Annotated in this window: 15 protein-coding genes and 1 pseudogene; 7 read left to right on the top strand and 9 right to left on the bottom strand. The window is 71.2% G+C overall.

The window, feature by feature from the left end; translation table 11 throughout:
* Positions 1 to 24: 24 nt before the first annotated feature.
* Positions 25 to 996: an NUDIX hydrolase gene (locus tag ACFVH5_RS15225; RefSeq protein WP_385834140.1), complete on the top strand. Its 972-nt coding sequence runs from the start codon at positions 25 to 27 to the stop codon at positions 994 to 996.
* Positions 993 to 1,832, top strand: a complete 840-nt coding sequence (locus ACFVH5_RS15220; protein ID WP_385834139.1) for an MBL fold metallo-hydrolase — start codon at positions 993 to 995, stop codon at positions 1,830 to 1,832. The genes ACFVH5_RS15225 and ACFVH5_RS15220 overlap by 4 nt, the downstream gene beginning before the upstream one ends.
* A gap of 66 nt (positions 1,833 to 1,898) precedes the next feature.
* Here ACFVH5_RS15220 and ACFVH5_RS15215 read toward each other — a convergent pair whose 3' ends face one another.
* Entirely contained in the window at positions 1,899 to 2,744 is an 846-nt protein-coding gene (locus ACFVH5_RS15215; RefSeq protein WP_385834137.1) for a nucleotidyltransferase domain-containing protein, read from the bottom strand.
* 285 nt (positions 2,745 to 3,029) lie between these two features.
* Positions 3,030 to 3,704, bottom strand: coding sequence for a Crp/Fnr family transcriptional regulator (locus ACFVH5_RS15210; RefSeq protein WP_016642758.1), 675 nt, complete (start codon positions 3,702 to 3,704; stop codon positions 3,030 to 3,032).
* A 766-nt stretch (positions 3,705 to 4,470) separates the two neighbouring features.
* On the opposite strand from ACFVH5_RS15210, the gene nth reads away from it, so the two are divergent.
* From nth to ACFVH5_RS15195, 3 genes are all read left to right on the top strand, one after another.
* Positions 4,471 to 5,601 carry an endonuclease III gene (gene nth, locus ACFVH5_RS15205; RefSeq protein ID WP_385834163.1) on the top strand — a complete coding sequence of 377 codons (1,131 nt, stop codon included), beginning with the start codon at positions 4,471 to 4,473 and terminating at the stop codon, positions 5,599 to 5,601.
* Between the two features lie 52 nt (positions 5,602 to 5,653).
* Positions 5,654 to 6,391: an NUDIX hydrolase gene (locus ACFVH5_RS15200; protein ID WP_385834136.1), complete on the top strand. Its 738-nt coding sequence runs from the start codon at positions 5,654 to 5,656 to the stop codon at positions 6,389 to 6,391.
* A 126-nt stretch (positions 6,392 to 6,517) separates the two neighbouring features.
* Positions 6,518 to 7,717 (top strand): MarP family serine protease, encoded by a 1,200-nt coding sequence (locus ACFVH5_RS15195; protein WP_385834162.1) that lies wholly within the window; start codon positions 6,518 to 6,520, stop codon positions 7,715 to 7,717.
* Positions 7,718 to 7,808: 91 nt separating this feature from the next.
* Here ACFVH5_RS15195 and ACFVH5_RS15190 read toward each other — a convergent pair whose 3' ends face one another.
* The 6 genes and pseudogenes from ACFVH5_RS15190 to ACFVH5_RS15165 all read right to left on the bottom strand — a co-directional run bounded on the left by ACFVH5_RS15190 (position 7,809) and on the right by ACFVH5_RS15165 (position 16,001).
* A complete protein-coding gene (locus ACFVH5_RS15190) occupies positions 7,809 to 7,988 on the bottom strand; it encodes a hypothetical protein (protein WP_107018148.1) in 180 nt (59 codons plus the stop codon).
* A gap of 155 nt (positions 7,989 to 8,143) precedes the next feature.
* Positions 8,144 to 9,109 (bottom strand): alpha/beta fold hydrolase, encoded by a 966-nt coding sequence (locus tag ACFVH5_RS15185; RefSeq protein WP_385834135.1) that lies wholly within the window; start codon positions 9,107 to 9,109, stop codon positions 8,144 to 8,146.
* The gene (locus ACFVH5_RS15180) at positions 9,106 to 9,594 is read right to left on the bottom strand and encodes a phage holin family protein (protein WP_210881761.1); all 489 of its coding nucleotides are present in this window, start codon (positions 9,592 to 9,594) and stop codon (positions 9,106 to 9,108) included. Before ACFVH5_RS15180 ends, ACFVH5_RS15185 begins: the two co-directional genes overlap by 4 nt.
* A 118-nt stretch (positions 9,595 to 9,712) precedes the next feature.
* Positions 9,713 to 11,143 carry a Na+/H+ antiporter NhaA gene (gene nhaA / locus ACFVH5_RS15175; RefSeq protein ID WP_385834134.1) on the bottom strand — a complete coding sequence of 477 codons (1,431 nt, stop codon included), beginning with the start codon at positions 11,141 to 11,143 and terminating at the stop codon, positions 9,713 to 9,715.
* 229 nt (positions 11,144 to 11,372) lie between these two features.
* A pseudogene (gene acs, locus ACFVH5_RS15170) lies at positions 11,373 to 13,420 on the bottom strand (acetate--CoA ligase).
* 184 nt (positions 13,421 to 13,604) lie between these two features.
* Positions 13,605 to 16,001 carry a bifunctional SulP family inorganic anion transporter/carbonic anhydrase gene (locus ACFVH5_RS15165; RefSeq protein WP_385834132.1) on the bottom strand — a complete coding sequence of 799 codons (2,397 nt, stop codon included), beginning with the start codon at positions 15,999 to 16,001 and terminating at the stop codon, positions 13,605 to 13,607.
* A 269-nt stretch (positions 16,002 to 16,270) separates the two neighbouring features.
* On the opposite strand from ACFVH5_RS15165, the gene ACFVH5_RS15160 reads away from it, so the two are divergent.
* On the top strand, positions 16,271 to 17,578 hold the full coding sequence (locus ACFVH5_RS15160) for a hypothetical protein (protein ID WP_385834131.1): 1,308 nt from the start codon (positions 16,271 to 16,273) through the stop codon (positions 17,576 to 17,578).
* A gap of 184 nt (positions 17,579 to 17,762) precedes the next feature.
* Here ACFVH5_RS15160 and ACFVH5_RS15155 read toward each other — a convergent pair whose 3' ends face one another.
* The gene (locus ACFVH5_RS15155; protein WP_384801501.1) at positions 17,763 to 18,749 is read right to left on the bottom strand and encodes an ATP-binding protein; all 987 of its coding nucleotides are present in this window, start codon (positions 18,747 to 18,749) and stop codon (positions 17,763 to 17,765) included.
* Between the two features lie 95 nt (positions 18,750 to 18,844).
* Here ACFVH5_RS15155 and ACFVH5_RS15150 point away from each other — a divergent pair, with 95 nt between their 5' ends.
* Complete coding sequence (locus tag ACFVH5_RS15150) at positions 18,845 to 19,711, top strand: oxidoreductase (RefSeq protein WP_385834129.1); 867 nt, start codon at positions 18,845 to 18,847, stop codon at positions 19,709 to 19,711.
* The last annotated feature ends 164 nt before the right edge of the window (positions 19,712 to 19,875 follow it).

Genomic DNA, 19,875 nt, shown 5'->3' with positions numbered 1-19,875 from the left:
CTCACTCCGGGATAGCCTCCGCCCATGGCGAATGGGCAGTGGTACCCCCCGGAGTGGCCCGAGAGGATCCGCGCACTCGCGGAGGGCACGCTCACACCGGTCGTCCCCAGGCGGGCGGCCACCGTCATGCTGCTCAAGGACACCGGCCCGGGGGCCGACTCCGGTGAGACGGGTTCCGACGCCGGGTCCGACGCCGGGGAGACCGGCTCCGGGACCATCGGCTCCGGCTCCGGCTCCGGGGGCACCGGCTCCCGTCCCGCCGTGCACATGCTGCGCCGACGCGCCTCCATGGCCTTCGCCGGGGGCGCGTACGCGTATCCGGGCGGCGGGGTGGACCCCAGGGACGACGACCGTCACGTCCGCTGGGCGGGCCCCACGCGCGCGTGGTGGGCGTCCCGGCTCGGAGTCGACGAGGCCGCCGCCCAGGCGATCGTCTGCGCGGCGGTCCGTGAGACGTACGAGGAGGCGGGCGTCCTGCTCGCGGGCCCGACCGCGGACACCGTGGTCGGCGACACCACCGGGGACGACTGGGAGACCGACCGGGCGGCACTGGTCGCCCGCGACCTGTCCTTCGCCGAGTTCCTCGACCACAGGGGGCTCGTGCTGCGCTCCGACCTCCTGGGCGCCTGGACGCGCTGGATCACCCCGGAGTTCGAGCCCCGCCGCTACGACACCTTCTTCTTCGTGGCCGTCCTCCCGGAGGGCCAGCGCACCCGGAACGCCTCCACGGAGGCCGACCGCACCGTCTGGATCCGCCCTTCGGAGGCGATGGACGGCTACGACAGGGGCGAGCTCCTGATGATGCCGCCCACCGTCGCGACCCTGCGCCAGCTCGGCGCGTACGGGACCGCCGCCGAGGCCCTCGCGGCGGCGCCCGGCCGGGACATGACACCCGTCCTGGCCCGGGCGAAGCTGGTGGACGGCGAGCTGGTCCTCAGCTGGCCGGGACACGACGAGTTCACCAAGCACATCCCGACCGGTGGAGCCTCCGCATGACCGACGCCGCAGCACTGCCCGGCCAGCCGCGCGGCGGGGTGGTCTCCGGTCCCGCCACCGCGCGTGCCGTCAACGTCCTCGCCCCGAACGCGTCCGCGATGACCCTGGACGGCACGAACACCTGGATCGTGGCCGAGCCGGACTCCGAATTGGCGGTGGTGATCGATCCGGGCCCCCTGGACGACGTACACCTGCGTGCCGTCGTCGACGCCGCCGAGAAGGCCGGCAGGCGGGTCGCCCTGACCCTGCTGACGCACGGGCATCCGGACCATGCCGAGGGCGCGGCGCGGTTCGCCGAGCTGACGGGCACGAAGGTGCGGGCCCTCGATCCGGCGCTGCGGCTCGGCGACGAGGGCCTGGCCGCCGGGAACGTGATCACGACGGGCGGCCTGGAGCTGCGGGTCGTACCGACGCCCGGCCACACCGCCGACTCGCTCTGCTTCCACCTGCCCGCCGACCGGGCCGTACTCACCGGCGACACGATCCTGGGCCGGGGCACCACGGTCGTGGCCCACCCCGACGGGCGCCTGGGCGACTACCTGGACTCCCTGCGGCGGCTGAGGTCCCTGGCGGTCGACGACGGCGTGCACACGGTCCTGCCGGGCCACGGGCCGGTCCTGGAGGACGCCCAGGGAGTCGTGGAGTTCTACCTGGCCCACCGGGCCCACCGGCTCGCCCAGGTCGAGACGGCCGTCGAGGACGGCTACACGGACCCGTCCCAGGTCGTCGCGCACGTCTACGCGGACGTCGACCGCTCCCTGTGGCCGGCGGCGGAACTGTCGGTACGGGCGCAGCTGGACTACCTCAAGGAGCACGGGCTCATCGGCCGGGAGTGAGCCGGACCGGGGCCGGGGCCGGCACTGGGACCTGGGCTGGGACCTGGGAGTGGACCCGCCTGTCCGCTACGGGCGCGGTGCTTTGACGCCGTGCACGCGCGCGTACTCCTCGGCGAGCCACGGCCCGAGATCGTCGACGTACGACCGCAGGACGGCACGGTCGCCGACCGGCTCGCGGCCGAGGACGGCGGCCTCCCGCAGCTGGGCGGCCCGCCGCGGATGGTCCCGCTCCGGGTAGTACGCGGCGAACACCTCGGCCATCTCCGCCAGATCGCTCGTCCAGCCGTTCCAGCGGGGCATGACCAGCGTGAAGCCCGTCCGGACGAGGTGACGGGACATGCGACGCACCAGAGGCCGCAGGGCCGCCTCCTGCGGGCCGTCCGCCCCGGCCGCCGCTGTGACCTCGGCGATCCGCTCGCGCCAGCGGGGGAGGAGCAACGCGAGTTCGCCGTTCGTCTCGCGGGCGAGGAGGGTGTCGGGCCGGTAGCGGGGCAGTTCCTCGGCGAGGTCCTCGCCCAGCAGCGGTGTACAGAGGCACGCGACGAACCAGCCGAGGTCGTGCCGCTCCAGGTCGCTCAGCACCTGCGCCCGGCCGGCCACCAGTGTCCCCGCCCCGTCGATCTGGGCGAACTCCTTGTCGAGGGCCTCGTCGAGCGTGCGCGCGTCCGCCCGGTCCGCCTCCGTGGGCTCCTCGCGCAGGACGAGCAGCAGGTCGAGATCGGAACGGCCCACGCGCGCGGTCCCGCGCGGAATCGACCCGTAGAGGTACGCGCTGTCCAGCCGCCCTCCGAAGACGTCCAGCACCCGGTCACGAGCCGCGGCGACGACGGGCCGGAACACCGCCGGTACCCGCCCCAGGGAGCCTTCGCGCTCGATGTGGCCCAGGGCATCGAGCCCTCTGTCCGCCGCCATGGCACCACTGTGCCCGGAGGCGACGGCGGGGGCATGCCATTTCCGGCACAACCCGTTCCGCGCGCGACCCGTTCCGGCGCAATCCGTTCCCGGCACAACACCGAAGGGCCCCGCCGTCCGGCGGGGCCCTTCGGTAAGAAGTCGTGCGGCAGCGGTTCGGCAGCGCCCCGAAGGGGCGCGGGGCCGCCGTTTCGCTACGCGGCTCCGACGCGCGGGCGCGACCAGCCGCGGCGCACCCGGCCGCAGCGCACCCGCGGACCGCTCACCGGACTTCCGGCGGAGCGCTCAGCGCGAGCGCTTCGCGAGGCGCTCCACGTCCAGGAGGATCACCGCGCGGGCCTCCAGGCGGAGCCAGCCGCGGCCCGCGAAGTCGGCGAGCGCCTTGTTGACCGTCTCGCGGGAGGCGCCGACCAGCTGGGCCAGCTCCTCCTGGGTCAGGTCGTGCACGACGTGGATGCCCTCCTCGGACTGCACGCCGAAGCGGCGCGAGAGGTCCAGGAGCGCACGGGCCACCCGGCCCGGCACGTCGGAGAAGACGAGGTCGGACATCTGGTCGTTGGTCTTGCGCAGGCGCCGGGCGACGGCGCGCAGCAGGGCGGCGGCCACCTCGGGGCGTGCGTTCAGCCAGGGCTGGAGGTCGCCGTGGCCGAGGCCCAGCAGTTTCACCTCGGTCAGCGCGGAGGCGGTCGCCGTCCGCGGGCCCGGGTCGAACAGCGACAGCTCACCGATGAGCTCGCCGGGGCCGAGGACCGCCAGCATGTTCTCGCGGCCGTCGGGTGAGGTGCGGTGGAGCTTCACCTTGCCCTCGGTGACCACGTACAGGCGGTCTCCGGGGTCGCCCTCGTGAAAGAGCGCGTCACCGCGTGCGAGGGTCACCTCACTCATGGAGGCGCGGAGCTCCGCGGCCTGCTCGTCATCGAGCGCCGCGAAGAGCGGGGCGCGCCGCAGAACGTCGTCCACGAGTTCTCTCCTTGTCGACCTGCTCAGGGGATCTTGGTCCCGGTGTACCAGGGGTCCGTGTTCCCCGTTTTGCTGGACGGTCCAAACAGTGTGATCAGTCACAAGTCTGCCGCACCGGCGTGTCCGACAGTGCGGCAGGGGGCCAATTGGGGGCTGATGGATGGTGGCCGGGGCAGATGTCGGTGGTGGGCTCTAGGCTGGTCGGGTGTCCAAATCGCCGGTGAGAGCACAGGCCAAGGGGGCTGGGCGCGTGGGTGTACGTCGTGATTCCGCTGTGGGCGAACAGGACTCCGGTGGAGCGAAGAAGACGACAAAAGCGGCAGGGTCGAGACCGGCGACGACCGCGGCGGGGGCCGCGGGGAAGGCCGCGGGCGTCGCGGCCTCGGAGATGGCCGCTGCCGCGAAGAAGGCTGCGGTCGCCAAGAAGGCCGCCGCGGCGAAGAGGACCGCCAAGGAGACCGCGAGGAAGAGCGCGCCGGTGACGTCATCCGGTGGGAAAGCGCCCGCCAGGAAGGTGCCCGTCAAGAAGACCCGTGCGTCCGCGGCGGGCAAGGCCCGCGCGACCGTGGCGAGCGCGACGAAGCGGGCGACCGCGACGAAGCGGGCGACGAAGAGCGCGTCCGTGAAGGCGACCGCCGTGACGGCCGCGGTCACCGAGGACACGACCCCCGAAGCCTTCGCTCCGGCCCCCGCTGGGGGAGCGGCGTCCGCCGGGAGCGCCGCCGTGCCCGCCGGGAAAGCCGTGCCCGCCGAGAAGGCCGCCCGCGTGAGGAAGACCGTGCCAGCGAAGAAGTCCGCGCCAGCGAAGAAGTCCGTGGCCGCCAAGGAGGCCGTGCCTGCCGCAAAGTCCGCGGCGGTCAAGAAGGCCGTAGCCGCCAAGAAGTCCGCGCTTGCGAAGAAAGCCGTGGCCGGCAAGACGGCCGCGCCTGCCAAGAAGTCCGCGCCTGCGAAGAAGTCCGTGGCCGGCAAGAAGGCCGCGCCCGCAAAGAAAGTCGTCGCCCCCGCCAAGCCTCCCCGGACCGAGTCGCACACGGCTCTCGTCCGGCGGGCCCGGCGTATCGACCGCGAGCTGGCCGAGGTGTACCCGTACGCCCACCCTGAGCTGGACTTCGAGAACCCCTTCCAACTGGTGGTCGCCACCGTCCTGTCGGCGCAGACGACCGACCTGCGGGTGAACCAGACGACACCGGCGCTCTTCGCGAAGTACCCCACGCCCGAGGACCTGGCCGCGGCGAACCCGGAGGAGGTCGAGGAGATCCTGCGGCCCACCGGGTTCTTCCGGTCCAAGACCAAGTCGGTGATGGGCCTCTCCAAGGCCCTGCGGGACGACTTCGACGGCGAGGTCCCCGGCCGTCTCGAAGACCTCGTCAAACTGCCCGGCGTCGGCCGCAAGACCGCCTTCGTCGTCCTCGGGAACGCCTTCGGCCGGCCCGGCATCACCGTGGACACCCACTTCCAGCGGCTCGTACACCGCTGGGAGTGGACCGCCGAGAAGGAGCCCGACAAGATCGAGCGGGCGATCGGCGAGCTCTTCCCGAAGACCGACTGGACGATGCTGTCGCACCACGTGATCTTCCACGGCCGCCGTATCTGCCACGCCCGCAAACCCGCCTGCGGCGCCTGCCCCATCGCCCCGCTCTGCCCGGCGTACGGGGAGGGCGAGACGGACCCGGAGAAGGCGAAGAAGCTCCTGAAGTACGAGAAGGGCGGCTTCCCGGGCCAGCGCCTCAACCCTCCGCAGTCCTACCTGGACGCGGGCGGCATCCCGGCCCCGCCGCTCGGAGCACCCGCATCCGCCGCACCCGCCTCCGCCGCAGCCGCGCCCGCCGCCTCCGCGCCGCCCGCGACCGACTCGGCCGCAGCCGCGCCAGGTTCACCCTCGCGGGGCACCGGATGACGGAACGATCTGCGGCCTCGCGGGCGTTGAGAGCAGCAGAACGGGGGTGGCGATGACGCGCGCGAGCCATACGCACGACATTCAGGACGGCATTCAGGGCGGCACACACGGCACGCGGTACGGAGATCCGGCCGTGACCAGCGCCGGGCTGCCCGGCTGGCTCGACCCGGTGGTGCGCGCCGTCGAGACGGTCCAGCCCCGCCAGCTGAGCCGCTTCCTGCCGCCGGAGGACGGCGCGGGACGCCAGTCGGCCGTACTGATCCTGTTCGGCGAGGGCGAGCGCGGTCCCGAACTGCTGCTCATGGAGCGCGCCACCTCGCTCAGATCGCACGCGGGACAGCCGTCCTTCCCCGGGGGCGCCCTCGACCCCGAGGACGGCGACCCGCAGGCCGACGGGCCGCTGCGGGCCGCCCTGCGCGAGGCCGAGGAGGAGACCGGGCTCGACCCCCGGGGCGTCCAGCTCTTCGGTGTGCTCCCGAAGCTCTACATCCCGGTGAGCGGCTTCGTGGTGACCCCCGTCCTCGGCTGGTGGCGCGTGCCGACCCCGGTCGACGCGGTCGACCTGAACGAGACCGCGAGGGTCTTCACCGTCCCCGTGGCGGATCTCACGGACCCGGCCAACCGTGCGACGGCGGTCCACCCCAGCGGCCACCGAGGTCCGGCATTCCTGGTCGAATCGGCCCTGGTGTGGGGCTTCACAGCCGGAATCATCGACCGCCTGTTGCACTACGCCGACTGGGAGCGTCCCTGGGACCAGGACAAGCAGGTCCCGCTCGACTGGCGCGCATGACAGGGTGGCCCCTGTGCTGTGTCTTCCCGGGAGGCTCCGTGTCCCCCTGCCGCTGCGCGGCGGGCCGGCCCCCCGGCCAGGACGTGGCTACCGCAAAGTGATGAGGCGAGGCTTGAAGCAGTGGCAGTGAACGTGCTGGACATCCTGTTGCTGGTCGCCGCCGTGTGGTTCGCGATCGTGGGCTATCGCCAGGGGTTCGTCGTCGGCATCCTGTCGGTGACCGGTTTCCTGGGCGGTGGCCTCGTCGCCGTCTACCTTCTGCCCGTCGTCTGGGGCGCGGCGACGGACGACGCCAAGGTCGGTACGACCGCCGCCGTCGTCGCCGTGGTCGTGGTGATCGTCTGCGCCTCCGTCGGCCAGGCCCTCACCACCCATCTCGGCAACAAGCTGCGCCGGTACATCACCTGGTCCCCGGCCCGCGCCCTGGACGCCACGGGCGGCGCCCTCGTCAACGTCGTGGCGATGCTCCTCGTGGCCTGGCTGATCGGCTCGGCCCTGGCCGGTACGACGCTGCCGACGCTCGGCAAGGAGGTCCGCGGCTCCAAGGTGCTCCTCGGCGTGGCGCGGGCCCTGCCCGCCCAGGCCGACACCTGGTTCGACGGCTTCTCCTCGGTCCTCGCGCGGAACGGCTTCCCGCAGGTCTTCAGCCCCTTCTCGGACGAGCAGATCGACGAGGTGCCCGCTCCCGACCCGGCCCTCGCGACGAGCCCGGTCGCCACCCGCGCCCAGCGCTCCATCGTCAAGGTCACCGGCACCGCCCAGAGCTGCGGCAAGGTCCTCGAAGGCACCGGCTTCGTCTTCGGCCAGCGCCGCGTGATGACCAACGCGCACGTGGTCGGCGGCGTGGACGAGCCGTACGTCCAGATAGGCGGCGAGGGCACGCGGCTCGCCGCGAAGGTCGTGCTCTACGACTGGGAGCGCGACATCGCCGTACTCGACGTGCCCGAACTGCAGGCGCCCGTCCTGCAGTTCTCGTCCCGGGCGGCGGCCCGGTCGGACGGCGCGATCGTCGCGGGCTTCCCGGAGAACGGCTCGTACACGATCAAGGCGGCGCGGGTGCGCGGCCCCATCACGGCCAACGGCCCCGACATCTACCACCGGGGCACGGTGAAGCGCGAGGTGTACTCGCTCTTCGCGACCGTCCGCCAGGGCAACTCCGGCGGCCCCCTGCTCACCCCGGACGGCAAGGTGTACGGCGTGGTGTTCGCGAAGTCACTCGACGACCCCGAGACGGGTTACGCGCTGACCGTGGACGAGATCCAGGAGGACATCACCGCGGGCCGCACCGCCAACCAGCAGGTGGACAGCGACAGCTGCGCGCTCTGAGGCCCGTGACTGGCCCGTCACTCGGGTCGCGCGAGTCGCCGGTCCGCAAGGGCCAGGCGGGTGAAGGTCCGAGTGAAGGTCCCCGGGCGGTTCAGCCGCGGGGATGACGCAAACGCGCCGAGACCCATCGGGCTCGGCGCCTCAGAATGTGCGGGATTCCCAGCCGGGGGTCCGTGCCCTGCAACTGCGGGGCGCCCCTCCGGTGGGAACTCAGCCCGCCGATCGAGCGGCGGTTGCGTGCTGCGTCACTGTAGTCGTGCGTCCAGCCCATACACCGACGTCTGCCCCAGCCCCAAGGTCGATAACCGCCCCCACGCCCCCCAATTGGCCTATGCGCGAGGCAATTGGCGTTCGTAGAACAGACGTTCCTGGGACCCGTGTGACGCATGGGGCGACAGCCCGCACGACCGGCCCTCCGGGGCCGTCTCAGCGGTCCGGTTCGGGGTCCTTCAGCCAGTTGATCAGTTCCGTGGAGAACGCCACGGGGTCCTCCTCGTGCGGGAAGTGCCCGAGCCCGTCGAACAGCCGCCACCGGTAGGGCGCTTCGACGTACTCCGCGGACCCCGCCGCACTGCGCGTGCGCATCACCGGATCGAGCGATCCGTGCAGATGCAGCGTCGGCACCCGCACCGGCCGCTTCATACGCCGGTTGAACTGGATGCCGTCGGGACGGGCCATCGAACGGACCATCCACCGGTAGGGCTCGACCGAGCAGTGCGCGGTCGACGGGATGAGCATCGCCCGCCGGTACGTCTCCACGACGTCGTCCTCCGGCAGTCGCGGCCCCGACCAGTCCCGGATGAGCCGGCCGACCAGGGCGCCCTCGTCGGCGATCAGCTGGCGCTCCGGGATCCAGGGCCGCTGAAAGCCCCAGACGTACGAACCGGCCGCGGTCTGCTTCATGTCCGAGAGCATCGCCGAACGCCAGCGCCGGGGATGCGGCATCGAGGAGACCACGAGCCTGCGCACCAGCTTGGGACGCATCACGGCCGCCGTCCACGCCAGATAGCCGCCGAGGTCGTGGCCGACCAGCGCGGCGTCGGGCTCACCGAGGGACCGTACGACCCCGGTGATGTCGAGCGCGAGGTTCGCGGGGTCGTAGCCGCGCGGCGTGCGGTCGCTGCCGCCGACACCCCGCAGGTCCATGGCGACCGCGCGGAAGCCCGCGTCGGCGAGCGCCACCAGCTGGTGCCGCCAGGCCCACCAGAACTGCGGGAAGCCGTGCAGCAGCAGGACCAGCGGCCCGTCACCCATCTCGGCGATGTGGAAGCGCGCCCCGTTCGCGGCGACATCCCGGTGGATCACCTCTTTGGCGCCGGGCACGTCGAGCCGTACGACAGAGGTGGGTTGCGCCGAGGATGGTTGCCCCGCAGGGATGGAGGAGCCCGTCATGAGGACGAGCGTGTCACAGCCTCGACCCCGTCACCCACCCGGTACACCGTGGTCATCTCACGGGGGTGCGGCTTCACGTTCTGCAGTACGGCCGCCGATTCCTTGACCGAGGCCGCCGTCTTCTGCGGGCCCTTGCCCTTCTTGGCCTTCTTCGCGAAGACCACACCGATCAGCGCGAGGACCGCGGCCACCAGCACGTTCGCGGCGAACGACAGCAGGAAGCAGACGGCCATGTTCCAGCCGCTCCAGGTGCGGATGCCGTACGCCAGGGCGAAGCTCAGCATCGGCAGGGAGAAGATCAGTACCGCGCCGGCCGCGCTGAACGCGCCGCCGCCGACCGCACCGCGCTTGACGTCCCGCTTGAGCTGCGCCTTCGCCAGTGCGATCTCGTCGTGCACCAGCGCGGACATCTCGGTCGTCGCCGAGGCGAACAGCTGGCCGATGCTGCGTTCGGCGCCGACCGGGCTGCCGTCGGGTGCGCTCATCGCGTTCTCCCTGTTGTGTTGGTTGTCGTGTCGCCGTCGTCTTGACTGTCCGGATGTTCCGGCCGGTGGTTTCGGACCGTCAGGTCCGGGCCGTACGTTTCGGACCGTGTGTGTCAGATCATGCCGGACCGTCGTGCTCCACGCCTGCCCCGCCCGTCACTTCGGCAAGCCTTCGGTGTTCGGCGGCCTTGCGCTCGTAGATCTCGGCCATGCGCAGGTGGTAGGCCGGATCGTCCTGCTCGTACACGTCGGGGACGCCCGAGAGGTCCTCGTCGCGCTCCTCGTGCTCCCACAGCGCGCGGTACCTGGCGTTGCGCATCTTCAGCAGCACGCCCGACAGGACGGTCGCGATCAGGGAACCCGTCAGGACGGCGGCCTTCACGCCGTCGCTGAGCGCCGGGTCGTCCGCGAAGGCGAGTTCGCCGATGAGCAGCGACACGGTGAAGCCGATGCCCGCGAGGGAGGCCACCGCGAAGACGTCCGGCCAGGCGAGGTCCTCGGAGAGCGACGCACTGGTGAAACGGGCCGTCAGCCAGGTACCGCCGAAGATCCCGACCGCCTTGCCGACGACGAGGCCGAGGACGACCCCGAGGGTCTCCGGCTGGGTGAACACCTCGCCGAGCGCGCCGCCCGACACCGCGACCCCGGCGCTGAACAGCGCGAACAGCGGTACGGCGAGGCCCGCCGACAGGGGACGTACGAGATGTTCGATCCGTTCGCCCGGTGAGTGCTCCTCGCCCGCGTCGGCGCGGGTGGTGCAGCGCAGCATCAGGCCCATCGCGACGCCGGCGACGGTGGCGTGGATGCCGCTGTTGTACATCAGGCCCCAGACGACCAGCGCGAGCGGCACGTACACGTACCAGCCGCGTACGCCCTTTCTGAGCAGCAGCCAGAAGACGGCGAGGCCGACGACGGCGCCGCCGAGCGCCGCGAAGTCCAGGTCGTCGGTGAAGAAGACCGCGATGATCAGGATCGCGAAGAGGTCGTCGACGACGGCGAGGGTCAGCAGGAAGGCGCGCAGGGCGCTCGGCAGCGACGTCCCGAGAACGGCGAGGACGGCGAGCGCGAAGGCGATGTCCGTCGCGGTGGGTACGGCCCAGCCGGCGAGCGAGCCGCCGCCGGTGACGCCGACCAGGGTGTAGACCAGCGCGGGCATCGCCATGCCGCAGAGCGCGGCGACCACGGGGAGCGCGGCGGCCCGTGGGTCCTTGAGTTCACCGGCGACCAGTTCGCGCTTGAGCTCGATGCCGGCGACGAAGAAGAAGACCGCGAGGAGTCCGTCGGCGGCCCAGTGCTCGACGGAGAGGTGCAGGCCGAGAGCGGCGGGCCCGACGTGGAAGTCGCGGACGGCCTCGTAACTCTCCCGCAGGGGGGTGTTCGCCCAGATCAGCGCGGCGACGGCGGCGACGAGCAGGAGGACGCCGCCGACCGTCTCGGTGCGCAGCGCGTCCGCGACGAAGGTCCGCTCGGGCAGCGAGAGCCGTGCGAGGACCTTGCGGTTCTTGGTGACCTGACGGTCGGGGTCAGGCGTGGGGGTGGGCGCGGACACGGGGTGGACCTCCGTCGGTGGGCAGGGCAGAGCACATGCCGACCAGACTTCCCGGCGCACCTATGGAAACTCCGCGCTCGTTCGGAGCGCGGACGTCGTGTTGTCGCGTGTTTACGTGTCTCGCAGCCTACCCGCGATGGCGAAGGGGCACCCGGCGTGTCCGCCGCCGGGTGCCCCTTCGAGGTCCGCGCCCGTACGAGACCTGGGTCGTGTCCGTACGGGGCCTGCCTCAGTCCTCGCTGGACGCCGCGGGGAGCTTCGTCTGGATGAGGTCCATGACGGTGGAGTCGGTCAGCGTGGTCACGTCACCCAGTTGGCGGTTCTCCGCGACGTCGCGCAGCAGCCGGCGCATGATCTTGCCGGAGCGGGTCTTGGGCAGCTCGGCCACCGGCAGGATCCGCTTGGGCTTGGCGATCGGGCCGAGGGTCTTGCCGACGTGGTTGCGCAGCTCGCCCACGAGGGTCTCGGTCTCCGACGCGGAACCGCGCAGGATCACGAACGCCACGATCGCCTGGCCGGTCGTCTCGTCGGCCGCGCCCACGACCGCCGCCTCGGCGACCGACGGGTGCGAGACGAGCGCCGACTCGACCTCGGTGGTCGAGATGTTGTGCCCGGAGACGAGCATCACGTCGTCGACCCGGCCGAGCAGCCAGATGTCGCCGTCGTCGTCCTTCTTGGCACCGTCGCCCGCGAAGTACTTGCCCTCGAAACGCGACCAGTAGGTGTCGATGTACCGCTGGTCGTCGCCCCAGATGGTGCGCAGCATCGACGGCCACGGCTCGGTCAGGACGAGATAACCGCCGCCGCCGTCGGGGACCTCGCGCGCCTCGTCGTCGACGACCGTCGCCGAGATGCCCGGCAGCGCCCGCTGTGCGGAACCCGGCTTGGTCTCGGTCACGCCCGGCAGCGGCGAGATCATCATCGCGCCGGTCTCGGTCTGCCACCAGGTGTCCACGATGGGGGTGCGGTCGCCGCCGATGTGCTTGCGGTACCAGATCCACGCCTCGGGGTTGATCGGCTCACCGACCGAGCCGAGGACGCGCAGGCTCGACAGGTCGAACTTCGCGGGGATGTCGTCGCCCCACTTCATGAACGTCCTGATGGCCGTCGGGGCCGTGTAGAGGATCGTCACGCCGTACTTCTGGACGATCTCCCAGAAGCGCCCCTGGTGGGGGGTGTCGGGCGTGCCCTCGTACATGACCTGGGTCGCGCCGTTCGCCAGCGGTCCGTACGTGATGTACGAGTGCCCGGTGACCCAGCCGATGTCGGCCGTGCACCAGTAGACGTCGGTCTCCGGCTTGAGGTCGAAGACGGAGTGGTGCGTGTACGCGGCCTGGGTGAGGTAGCCGCCGGAGGTGTGCAGGATGCCCTTGGGCTTACCCGTCGTCCCCGAGGTGTAGAGGATGAACAGCGGGTGCTCGGCGTCGAACGCCTCGGGCGTGTGCTCGGCGGACTGCTTCTGCGTGATCTCGTGCCACCAGACGTCGCGGCCCTCGGTCCACGCGACGTCCTGGCCCGTACGCCGTACGACGAGGACCTTGGCCACGCCGTCGACCCGGGAGACCGCCTCGTCCACGGCGGGCTTGAGCGCGGCCGGCTTGCCGCGGCGGTAGCCGCCGTCCGAGGTGATGACCAGCTTGGCGTCGGCGTCCTGGATACGGGTGGCGATGGCGTCCGCGGAGAAGCCGCCGAAGACGACCGAGTGCGCGGCGCCGATGCGGGCGCAGGCCAGCATCGAGATGACGGCCTCGGGGATCATCGGCAGGTAGACGGCGACCCGGTCGCCCTTCTCGACCCCCAGCTCGGTGAGGGCGTTGGCCGCCCTGGAGACCTCGTCCTTCAGCTCGGCGTAGGTGATGGCGCGGCTGTCACCGGGCTCGCCCTCGAAGTGGATGGCGACCCGGTCGCCGTGTCCGGCCTCGACATGGCGGTCCACGCAGTTGTACGCGACGTTGAGCCTGCCGTCCTGGAACCACTTCGCGAACGGAGGGTTCGACCAGTCCAGGGTCTCGGTCGGCTCGGTGGCCCAGGTCAGCCGGCGGGCCTGCTCGGCCCAGAAGCCGAGCCTGTCAGCCTTGGCCTGCTCGTACGCCTCCGCGGTGACGTTGGCATTCGCGGCCAGGTCGGCGGGCGGCGCGAACCTGCGTTCTTCCTTGAGCAGGTTGGAGAGGGAGGACGGCTCGCTCATGCTTCCCCCTCCTTGCTCAGCAGGTTGGCCAGGCTTTCGTTGCTCACGACATCTCCCTTTCCCAGGGTGTCCGTTGTGTCCCAGGCCACAGCTCATCAGACGTGGACCCCTGGTGACAAGGGCCGTCCGAGAATTGGTTTAGACCTGTGTGCCGGATCGGGTGCGCGGGATCCTGTGTGCGTGTGGCCTGCCCGCGGAAACGGGCGGCCACACGTTCTCACGGACGGGGGAAGGGAGCGGTTCAGGGCCGGGGTGTCGCCCGGGGCCCGCGCTTCAGCCCTGGGTGTCGTACAGGGCCGTCGCCGCGACCCGGTCGAAGAGCTCACCCTCCTCTTCGTCGCGGGGGGTGGCCTCCGTGAGGAGGTAGGCCTGGGCCTCGCCCACGTGGAAGTACATCCCGTGCAGTTCGAGCGCGCCCTCCTCCAGTGCCCGGGCCACCGCCTCGTGCGCCCGCAGGTGCTCCAGCTGCTGCACGACGTTGGTGAGGCAGAGCTGCTCGGTGGCGTCGGCGGGCGCGCGTCCGGCGATGCGGGTCCAGGGCCGGTCCTCGGCGGTCATGCGCTCCACGCTCGGCAGTCCGTGCCGCAGCCACCGCTTCAACGGTGTCCGGGCGCCTCCCGGGTCGGTGTTCATCAGCGCCTGCATCGCCCCGCATCCGGAGTGCCCGCACACGGTGATGGACCGCACCCGCAGTACCTCCACCGCGTACTCGATCGCGGCGGCCACCGAGTCGTCGCCGCTCTCCTCGCCGGGCGGCGGCACGAGATTGCCGACATTGCGTACGACGAAGAGGTCACCGGGGCCGCTGGAGGTGATCATCGATGTGACCAGCCGGGAGTCGGCACACGTCAGGAAGAGCTGTGAGGGCTGCTGCCCCTCCCGCGCGAGCCGGGCCAGCTCACCGCGCACCAGGGGTGCGGTGTTGCGCTGGAACGTGCTGATGCCGCTGGCCAGTTGATGCCCGCTGCGGTGCCCGCCGGGCGGCGGTGTCTCGGGGCTCTCGCAGTGGTGGTTGCGCCAGGGCGTCCAGGGACGGCAGTGGCAGTGCGCCGTCTGCCCGTCGTCGTCCTTGATGTGCGGTTCCGTGAGCCGTGCTCCGGTGCGCCCGGTCAGCTCGACGGAGCCGCCGCGGTTGGTGTGCGCGCTCTGCCAGTCGTGCAGCGACTCGTACGCCGCGTGGTCCATGAAGGAGCCGTCCAGCTCGATCACGGCATCGGCCCCCGGCGGCACCAGATGCAGTGTCCGGGTGAGGCGGGGAACGGCGAGGAACGTCAGCTGTCCGCGCACGCGCACGTGGTGGACACCGTCCGGGCCCACCGAGCGGGTGATCCGCGTCCGGGTGAGGCGGTGCAGGGCGACGCCGACGGCCACGGCGATCCCGAGTGTGACGCCTTCGAGGACTCCGAGGACGACGACACCGAGGGTGGTGACGGCGTACACCAGCACCTCTCGGTGGCGGGTGACCGTGCGGATGTGGTGCAGGGACACCATCTGGATGCCGACGGCCATCACCAGGGCGGCCAGTGCCGCGAGGGGGATCAGCTCCAGGAGCGGCACCATCAGGAGTGCGGCCACTGTGATCCAGACGCCGTGCAGCATCGTCGAGTTCCGGCTGAGGGCGCCGGCGTGGACGTTCGCCGAGCTCCGTACGGCCACGCCCGCGACGGGGAGTCCGCCGAGCGTGCCGGAGACGATGTTGGCGGCGCCCTGTCCGAGCAGCTCGCGGTCGAGGTCGGAGCGCCCCTGCTGGGCCGGCCGTCTGGCCGTGAGCTTGTCCACGGCGACGGCGCCCAGGAGCGACTGGACGCTGCACACCAGTGTGGTGGTGAGCACGGCGGCGACGATCCCGAGCACCGGGCCCTCGGGCAGCCCGGCCAGCGCGTGACTCCGCCAGGACGGCAGATCCACCTTGGGGAGGGTGAGCGAGGCGAGGGCGGCCGTGGTGGTGGCCGCGGCGACGGCGACGAGCGCGGCCGGAACGGTGCGCAGGATCTGCCCCGCGCGCCCGGGGACACGGGGCCAGGCCAGCAGCACGGACAGCGTCAGGGCGCTCATCGCCAGCGCTGCCACCTGGGGGTGCGCCAACTGGGCGGGCAGCGCCCGGATGTTGTCGACGACCGAGCTGCTCGGGGAGCCCCCGAGCACGATGTGCAGCTGGGCGACGGCGATGGTGATGCCGATGCCGGCCAGCATGCCGTGCACGATCGCGGGGCTGACGGCCAATGCGGAACGGGCCACCCGCAGGAAACCCAGGCCGACTTGGACCAGTCCGGCGAGGACGGTGATGGCGCAGGTCGTACGCCATCCGTACTTGTGGATGAGATCGGCGGTGACCACGGTGAGCCCCGCGGCGGGGCCGCTCACCTGGAGGGGTGAGCCACCGAGTCGGCCGGCCACGAGCCCGCCGACGGCGGCGGCCACGAGCCCCGCCTGAAGGGGGGCTCCGGTGGCGAGGGCGATGCCCAGGGACAGGGGCAGGGCGATCAGGAAGACGGCGACCGAGGCCGACAGGTCGGCGGCCGTGATCCGGGGGAGTCGGGGCGGCCTGGGAAGTCGGGTCATCCGTGGGATCAGGAAACTCCGGCGGCCGGGCGGGGAGGGGCTGTGCGGCCGCCCCTCGTCCGGGGTGTGCGAAGAGTCGTCGGTGCGAGTGGGGACGAAGGCAGTCATGGTTCCCGTCTTTCCGGGGCTACGCGGTCGCTTGGGGGCGCGGCCGTGGGTCACGGCGTACAGCGGCGGGATTTATCAACGCTCGGTAAATGAATCGTAATGGAGAGTAAAGGACGTGTCAGGAAAAATCGTGCAAATAGTCCAACGATTCATTCCGGAGAGTGATTAGTCATTTTGATCGGCTTGTCGTACCGCCTCTTTCCGGGACCCCTGCGATCTTGACTTCGCCGTCTGTTTTGTCCCGATTGAAGGAAGAAGGTGGGCGGAACATGGCCGCCACTCAGAGGTTCACCACGGGCGTCGCCGTCATCGCGCTCTGCGCCGCGGCGCTCGCCGGCTGCGGGATCGGCGACACCGGCGCCAAGAAGGGCACGCACGGCGAGGGGGCCCACGGCGAGGGGGCGCACGGTGCCAAGAAGGGCGTGGGCGCTCCGGCGCCGAAGAACCGGGTCCGGCTGATCGGCGACGGTTCCACCGCGTTCACCGGCGCGCAGCCGCGGCTGCCCCGGCCCGCGAAGCTGAAGCCCGGGCAGCGTCCGCCGCAGTTCGTGGTCTTCTCGTGGGACGGGGCCGGCGAGGACAGCCAGAAGCTGTTCTCGCACTTCCGCAAGGTGGCCAAGGACAACCGGGCGACCATGACGTACTTCCTCAGCGGTGTGTACATGCTCCCGGAGGGCAAGCGCGACCTGTACCGGCCGCCGCAGCACTCACCCGGGCGCTCCGACATCGGCTTCAACGACGAGCAGGGCATCCGGGACACCGTGAAGCAGCTGCGCGGCGCCTGGCTCGAAGGCAGTGAGATCGGCACGCACTTCAACGGCCACTTCTGCGGCAGCGGCGGCGGCGTGGGCGAGTGGTCGGTCGGGGAGTGGAAGGACGAGATCGCCCAGGCCAAGTCCTTCGTCAAGTCCTGGAAGACCAACACCGGTACGGCGAAGGGCTCACCGCTGCCCTTCGACTACGACAAGGAGCTCATCGGCGCCCGCACGCCCTGTCTGGAGGGGCAGAAGAACTTCATGCGGGCCGCCCGCGAGCTCGGCTTCCGCTACGACACCAGCGGCGTCAACGACCAGGTCTGGCCCAAGAAGAAGGCGGGCCTGTGGGATCTGTCGATGCAGCTCGTCCCGGTCCCGGGCCGCGGGTTCGAGACGCTGACCATGGACTACAACTTCATGGTCAACCAGTCGGGCACCGTGTCCCAGGGCGATCCCGACAAGCACGAGTACTGGGGCGACCAGATGCGTGACGGCCTGCTCAAGGGCTTCTCGCGCGCCTACGAGGGCAACCGCGCGCCCCTCATCATCGGCAACCACTTCGAGTCCTGGAACGGCGGCACGTACATGCGGGCCATCCAGGAGACCATCGAGCGCGTCTGCACCAAGCGCGAGGTGCGGTGCGTGTCCTTCCGGCAGCTCGCCGACTGGCTCGACGCCCAGGACCCCAAGACCCTCGACAAGCTCCGCACGCTCAAGGTGGGCCAGTCCCCGAAGCAGGACTGGGCGTCGTTCCTGTCCGACCGGCCCGCCGCGGCTCCGGCCCCGAAGGGAGTGCCGGGCGCCCCGGCGGTCAAGCCCTAGGCCCTGTCGTCAAATTCCCGCCTGCCGGGCGACGCCTGGCACGCACTCTCGCTGCACCGGGCGAGTCCAGTACGCGGACTTCCGCCCGGCACACCGAGAGCACGCACCAGACGCCGCCCGGCCCGCCCTCCGGGCGGACGCCGGGAATTTGACGACAGGACCTAGCGCCCGGACGGCGTGCGGCTCACGCCGTGGCGGTCTCGGCCTCCCGCAGGACGAAGGCGGGGTCGACCTGGGCGGCCAGGTCGGCCCCCGTGCGCTCGTTGCCCCACGACTGCGCGTTCTTCAGATGGAAGTGGACCATCTGCTGTGTGTAGCGCTCCCAGTCGCGCTGTCCGTAGGTCGCGTCGGCAGCCGCCTGGAGAGCGCTCAGCGCACGGCGGTTGCCGTCCTCCAACTGCTCGAACCGCGGCGGGCGGCCCTTCTCCATGGCGCGTACCCAGTCCGAGTGGCCGACCGTCAGCAGCAGGTCGTCGCCGACCTCGCCCTTGAGGAAGTCGATGTCGTCCTGGCCCTGCACCTTGTTGCCCACGACCTTCAGGGTGACGCCGAAGTCGTGCGCGTACTCCTTGTACTGCCGGTAGACCGAGATGCCCTTACGGGTGGGCTCCGCGACGAGGAACGTGATGTCGAAGCGGGTGAACATGCCGGACGCGAAGGAGTCCGAGCCCGCCGTCATGTCCACCACCACGTACTCGCCGGGGCCGTCGACGAGGTGGTTCAGGCAGAGCTCCACCGCGCCGGTCTTGGAGTGGTAGCAGGCCACTCCCAGGTCGGCCTCGGTGAACGGGCCGGTGACCATCAGACGAACGGCGCCGCCGTCGAGTTCCACCGGCCGCGCGCAGGCCTCGTACACCGGGTTGTCCTCGCACACCCGCAGGAGCCGGGAGCCCTCGCCGGGCGGGGTGGTCTTGATCATCGTCCCGGCGGAGGCGATACGCGGGTTGGAGCCGCGCAGGTAGTCCTTGATGAGGGTCAGGCGGTCGCCCATGGCGGGCAGGTCCCGCGCCTCGGTGTCGGTGAGGCCGAGTGCCGGGCCGAGGTGCTGGTTGATGTCGGCGTCCACCGCGACGACCGGTGATCCGGTGGTCGCGAGGTGACGGACGAAGAGCGAGGACAGGGTGGTCTTGCCACTGCCGCCCTTCCCAACGAAAGCAATTTTCATGTTCATGTAGCGTAGTCGTGCCGCTGCGCCGGAGAGCCCTCGGACGTGAAGAAGACCACTCGTTCGTGGGGCGCGGGCCGGGGGTGCGTAGGGTCGTACTCATGAGTACGACAGGAGCGGGTGCGACAGGTGCGAACACCGACCCCCTCGCGGCGCTTGGCTCGCTGCCCGGGGTTGCGGAATCCGTGGAGTCCGTGCGCAAGGCCGTGGACCGGGTCTACGGGCACCGCATCATGCGGCGCCGCAGCAACGAGATCACCGGAGAGGCCGCGCTGCGGGGCTCCCGTGGATCCGCGGCGCTGTCCGGCGCGGACTGGGCCCTCGAAGAGGTGCGCCGAAGGGTCGACTTCAGCGGCGACGACCAGGCCAGGGTGGTGGGCGCGGCCCTCAGGCTGACCGCCGAGTCGGGCGAACTCCTGTCCATCTGGCGGCAGTCGCCCCTCCGGGTGCTGGCGAGGCTGCATCTGGTGGCCGCCGCCGACAACGGGGACACGGTCGGACGTCCGCGACAGGACGGCGAGCCCGCCACGGAGACCCCGGCGGCGGGCGCCGCGGGCCCACCGCTGATCGAGCTTCCGCTGCCGGGCGCCGACGAGGTCGAGGGCCGGCTCGACGGTCTCGCGCGGCTGGTCATCGCGGGGAGTTCGGCACCCGCCCTGGTGACCGCCGCCGTGGTGCACGGTGAACTGCTCGCGCTGCGCCCCTTCGGCTCCCACAACGGCCTGGTCGCGCGGGCGGCCGAACGGATCGTCCTCATCGGCAGCGGCCTGGACCCAAAGTCGGTCTGCCCGCCGGAGGTCGGTCACGCGGAACTCGGCCGCGCGGCCTACGCCGCGGCTCTCGACGGCTATGCCTCGGGCACTCCGGACGGGATGGCGGCCTGGATCGCCCACTGCGGCAGGGCGGTCGAACTCGGCGCCAGGGAGTCGACGGCCGTCTGCGAGGCGCTTCAGCGAGGCGCTGCATAAGTTGCACAAGCGCTGCTCGGGTGCGGTCCGGGTCCCTGAACAGGGTTGCGGGGGGGGGGGGTTTCGGTACGCCCCCCCCCAATACCCCCCGGTTACCAACCACCACGGGGGGTTTGCCCAAACGTAGGGGACAATTTTACCAGACAAATATAAAAAAAAAACAA

It is taken from the genome of Streptomyces sp. NPDC127119 (genome assembly GCF_042677425.1).
In the GTDB taxonomy this organism is placed as follows: Bacteria; Actinomycetota; Actinomycetes; order Streptomycetales; family Streptomycetaceae; genus Streptomyces.
The sequence above is the reverse complement of the archived record's forward strand: the minus strand, read 5'-3'. Positions and strand labels throughout refer to the sequence as shown.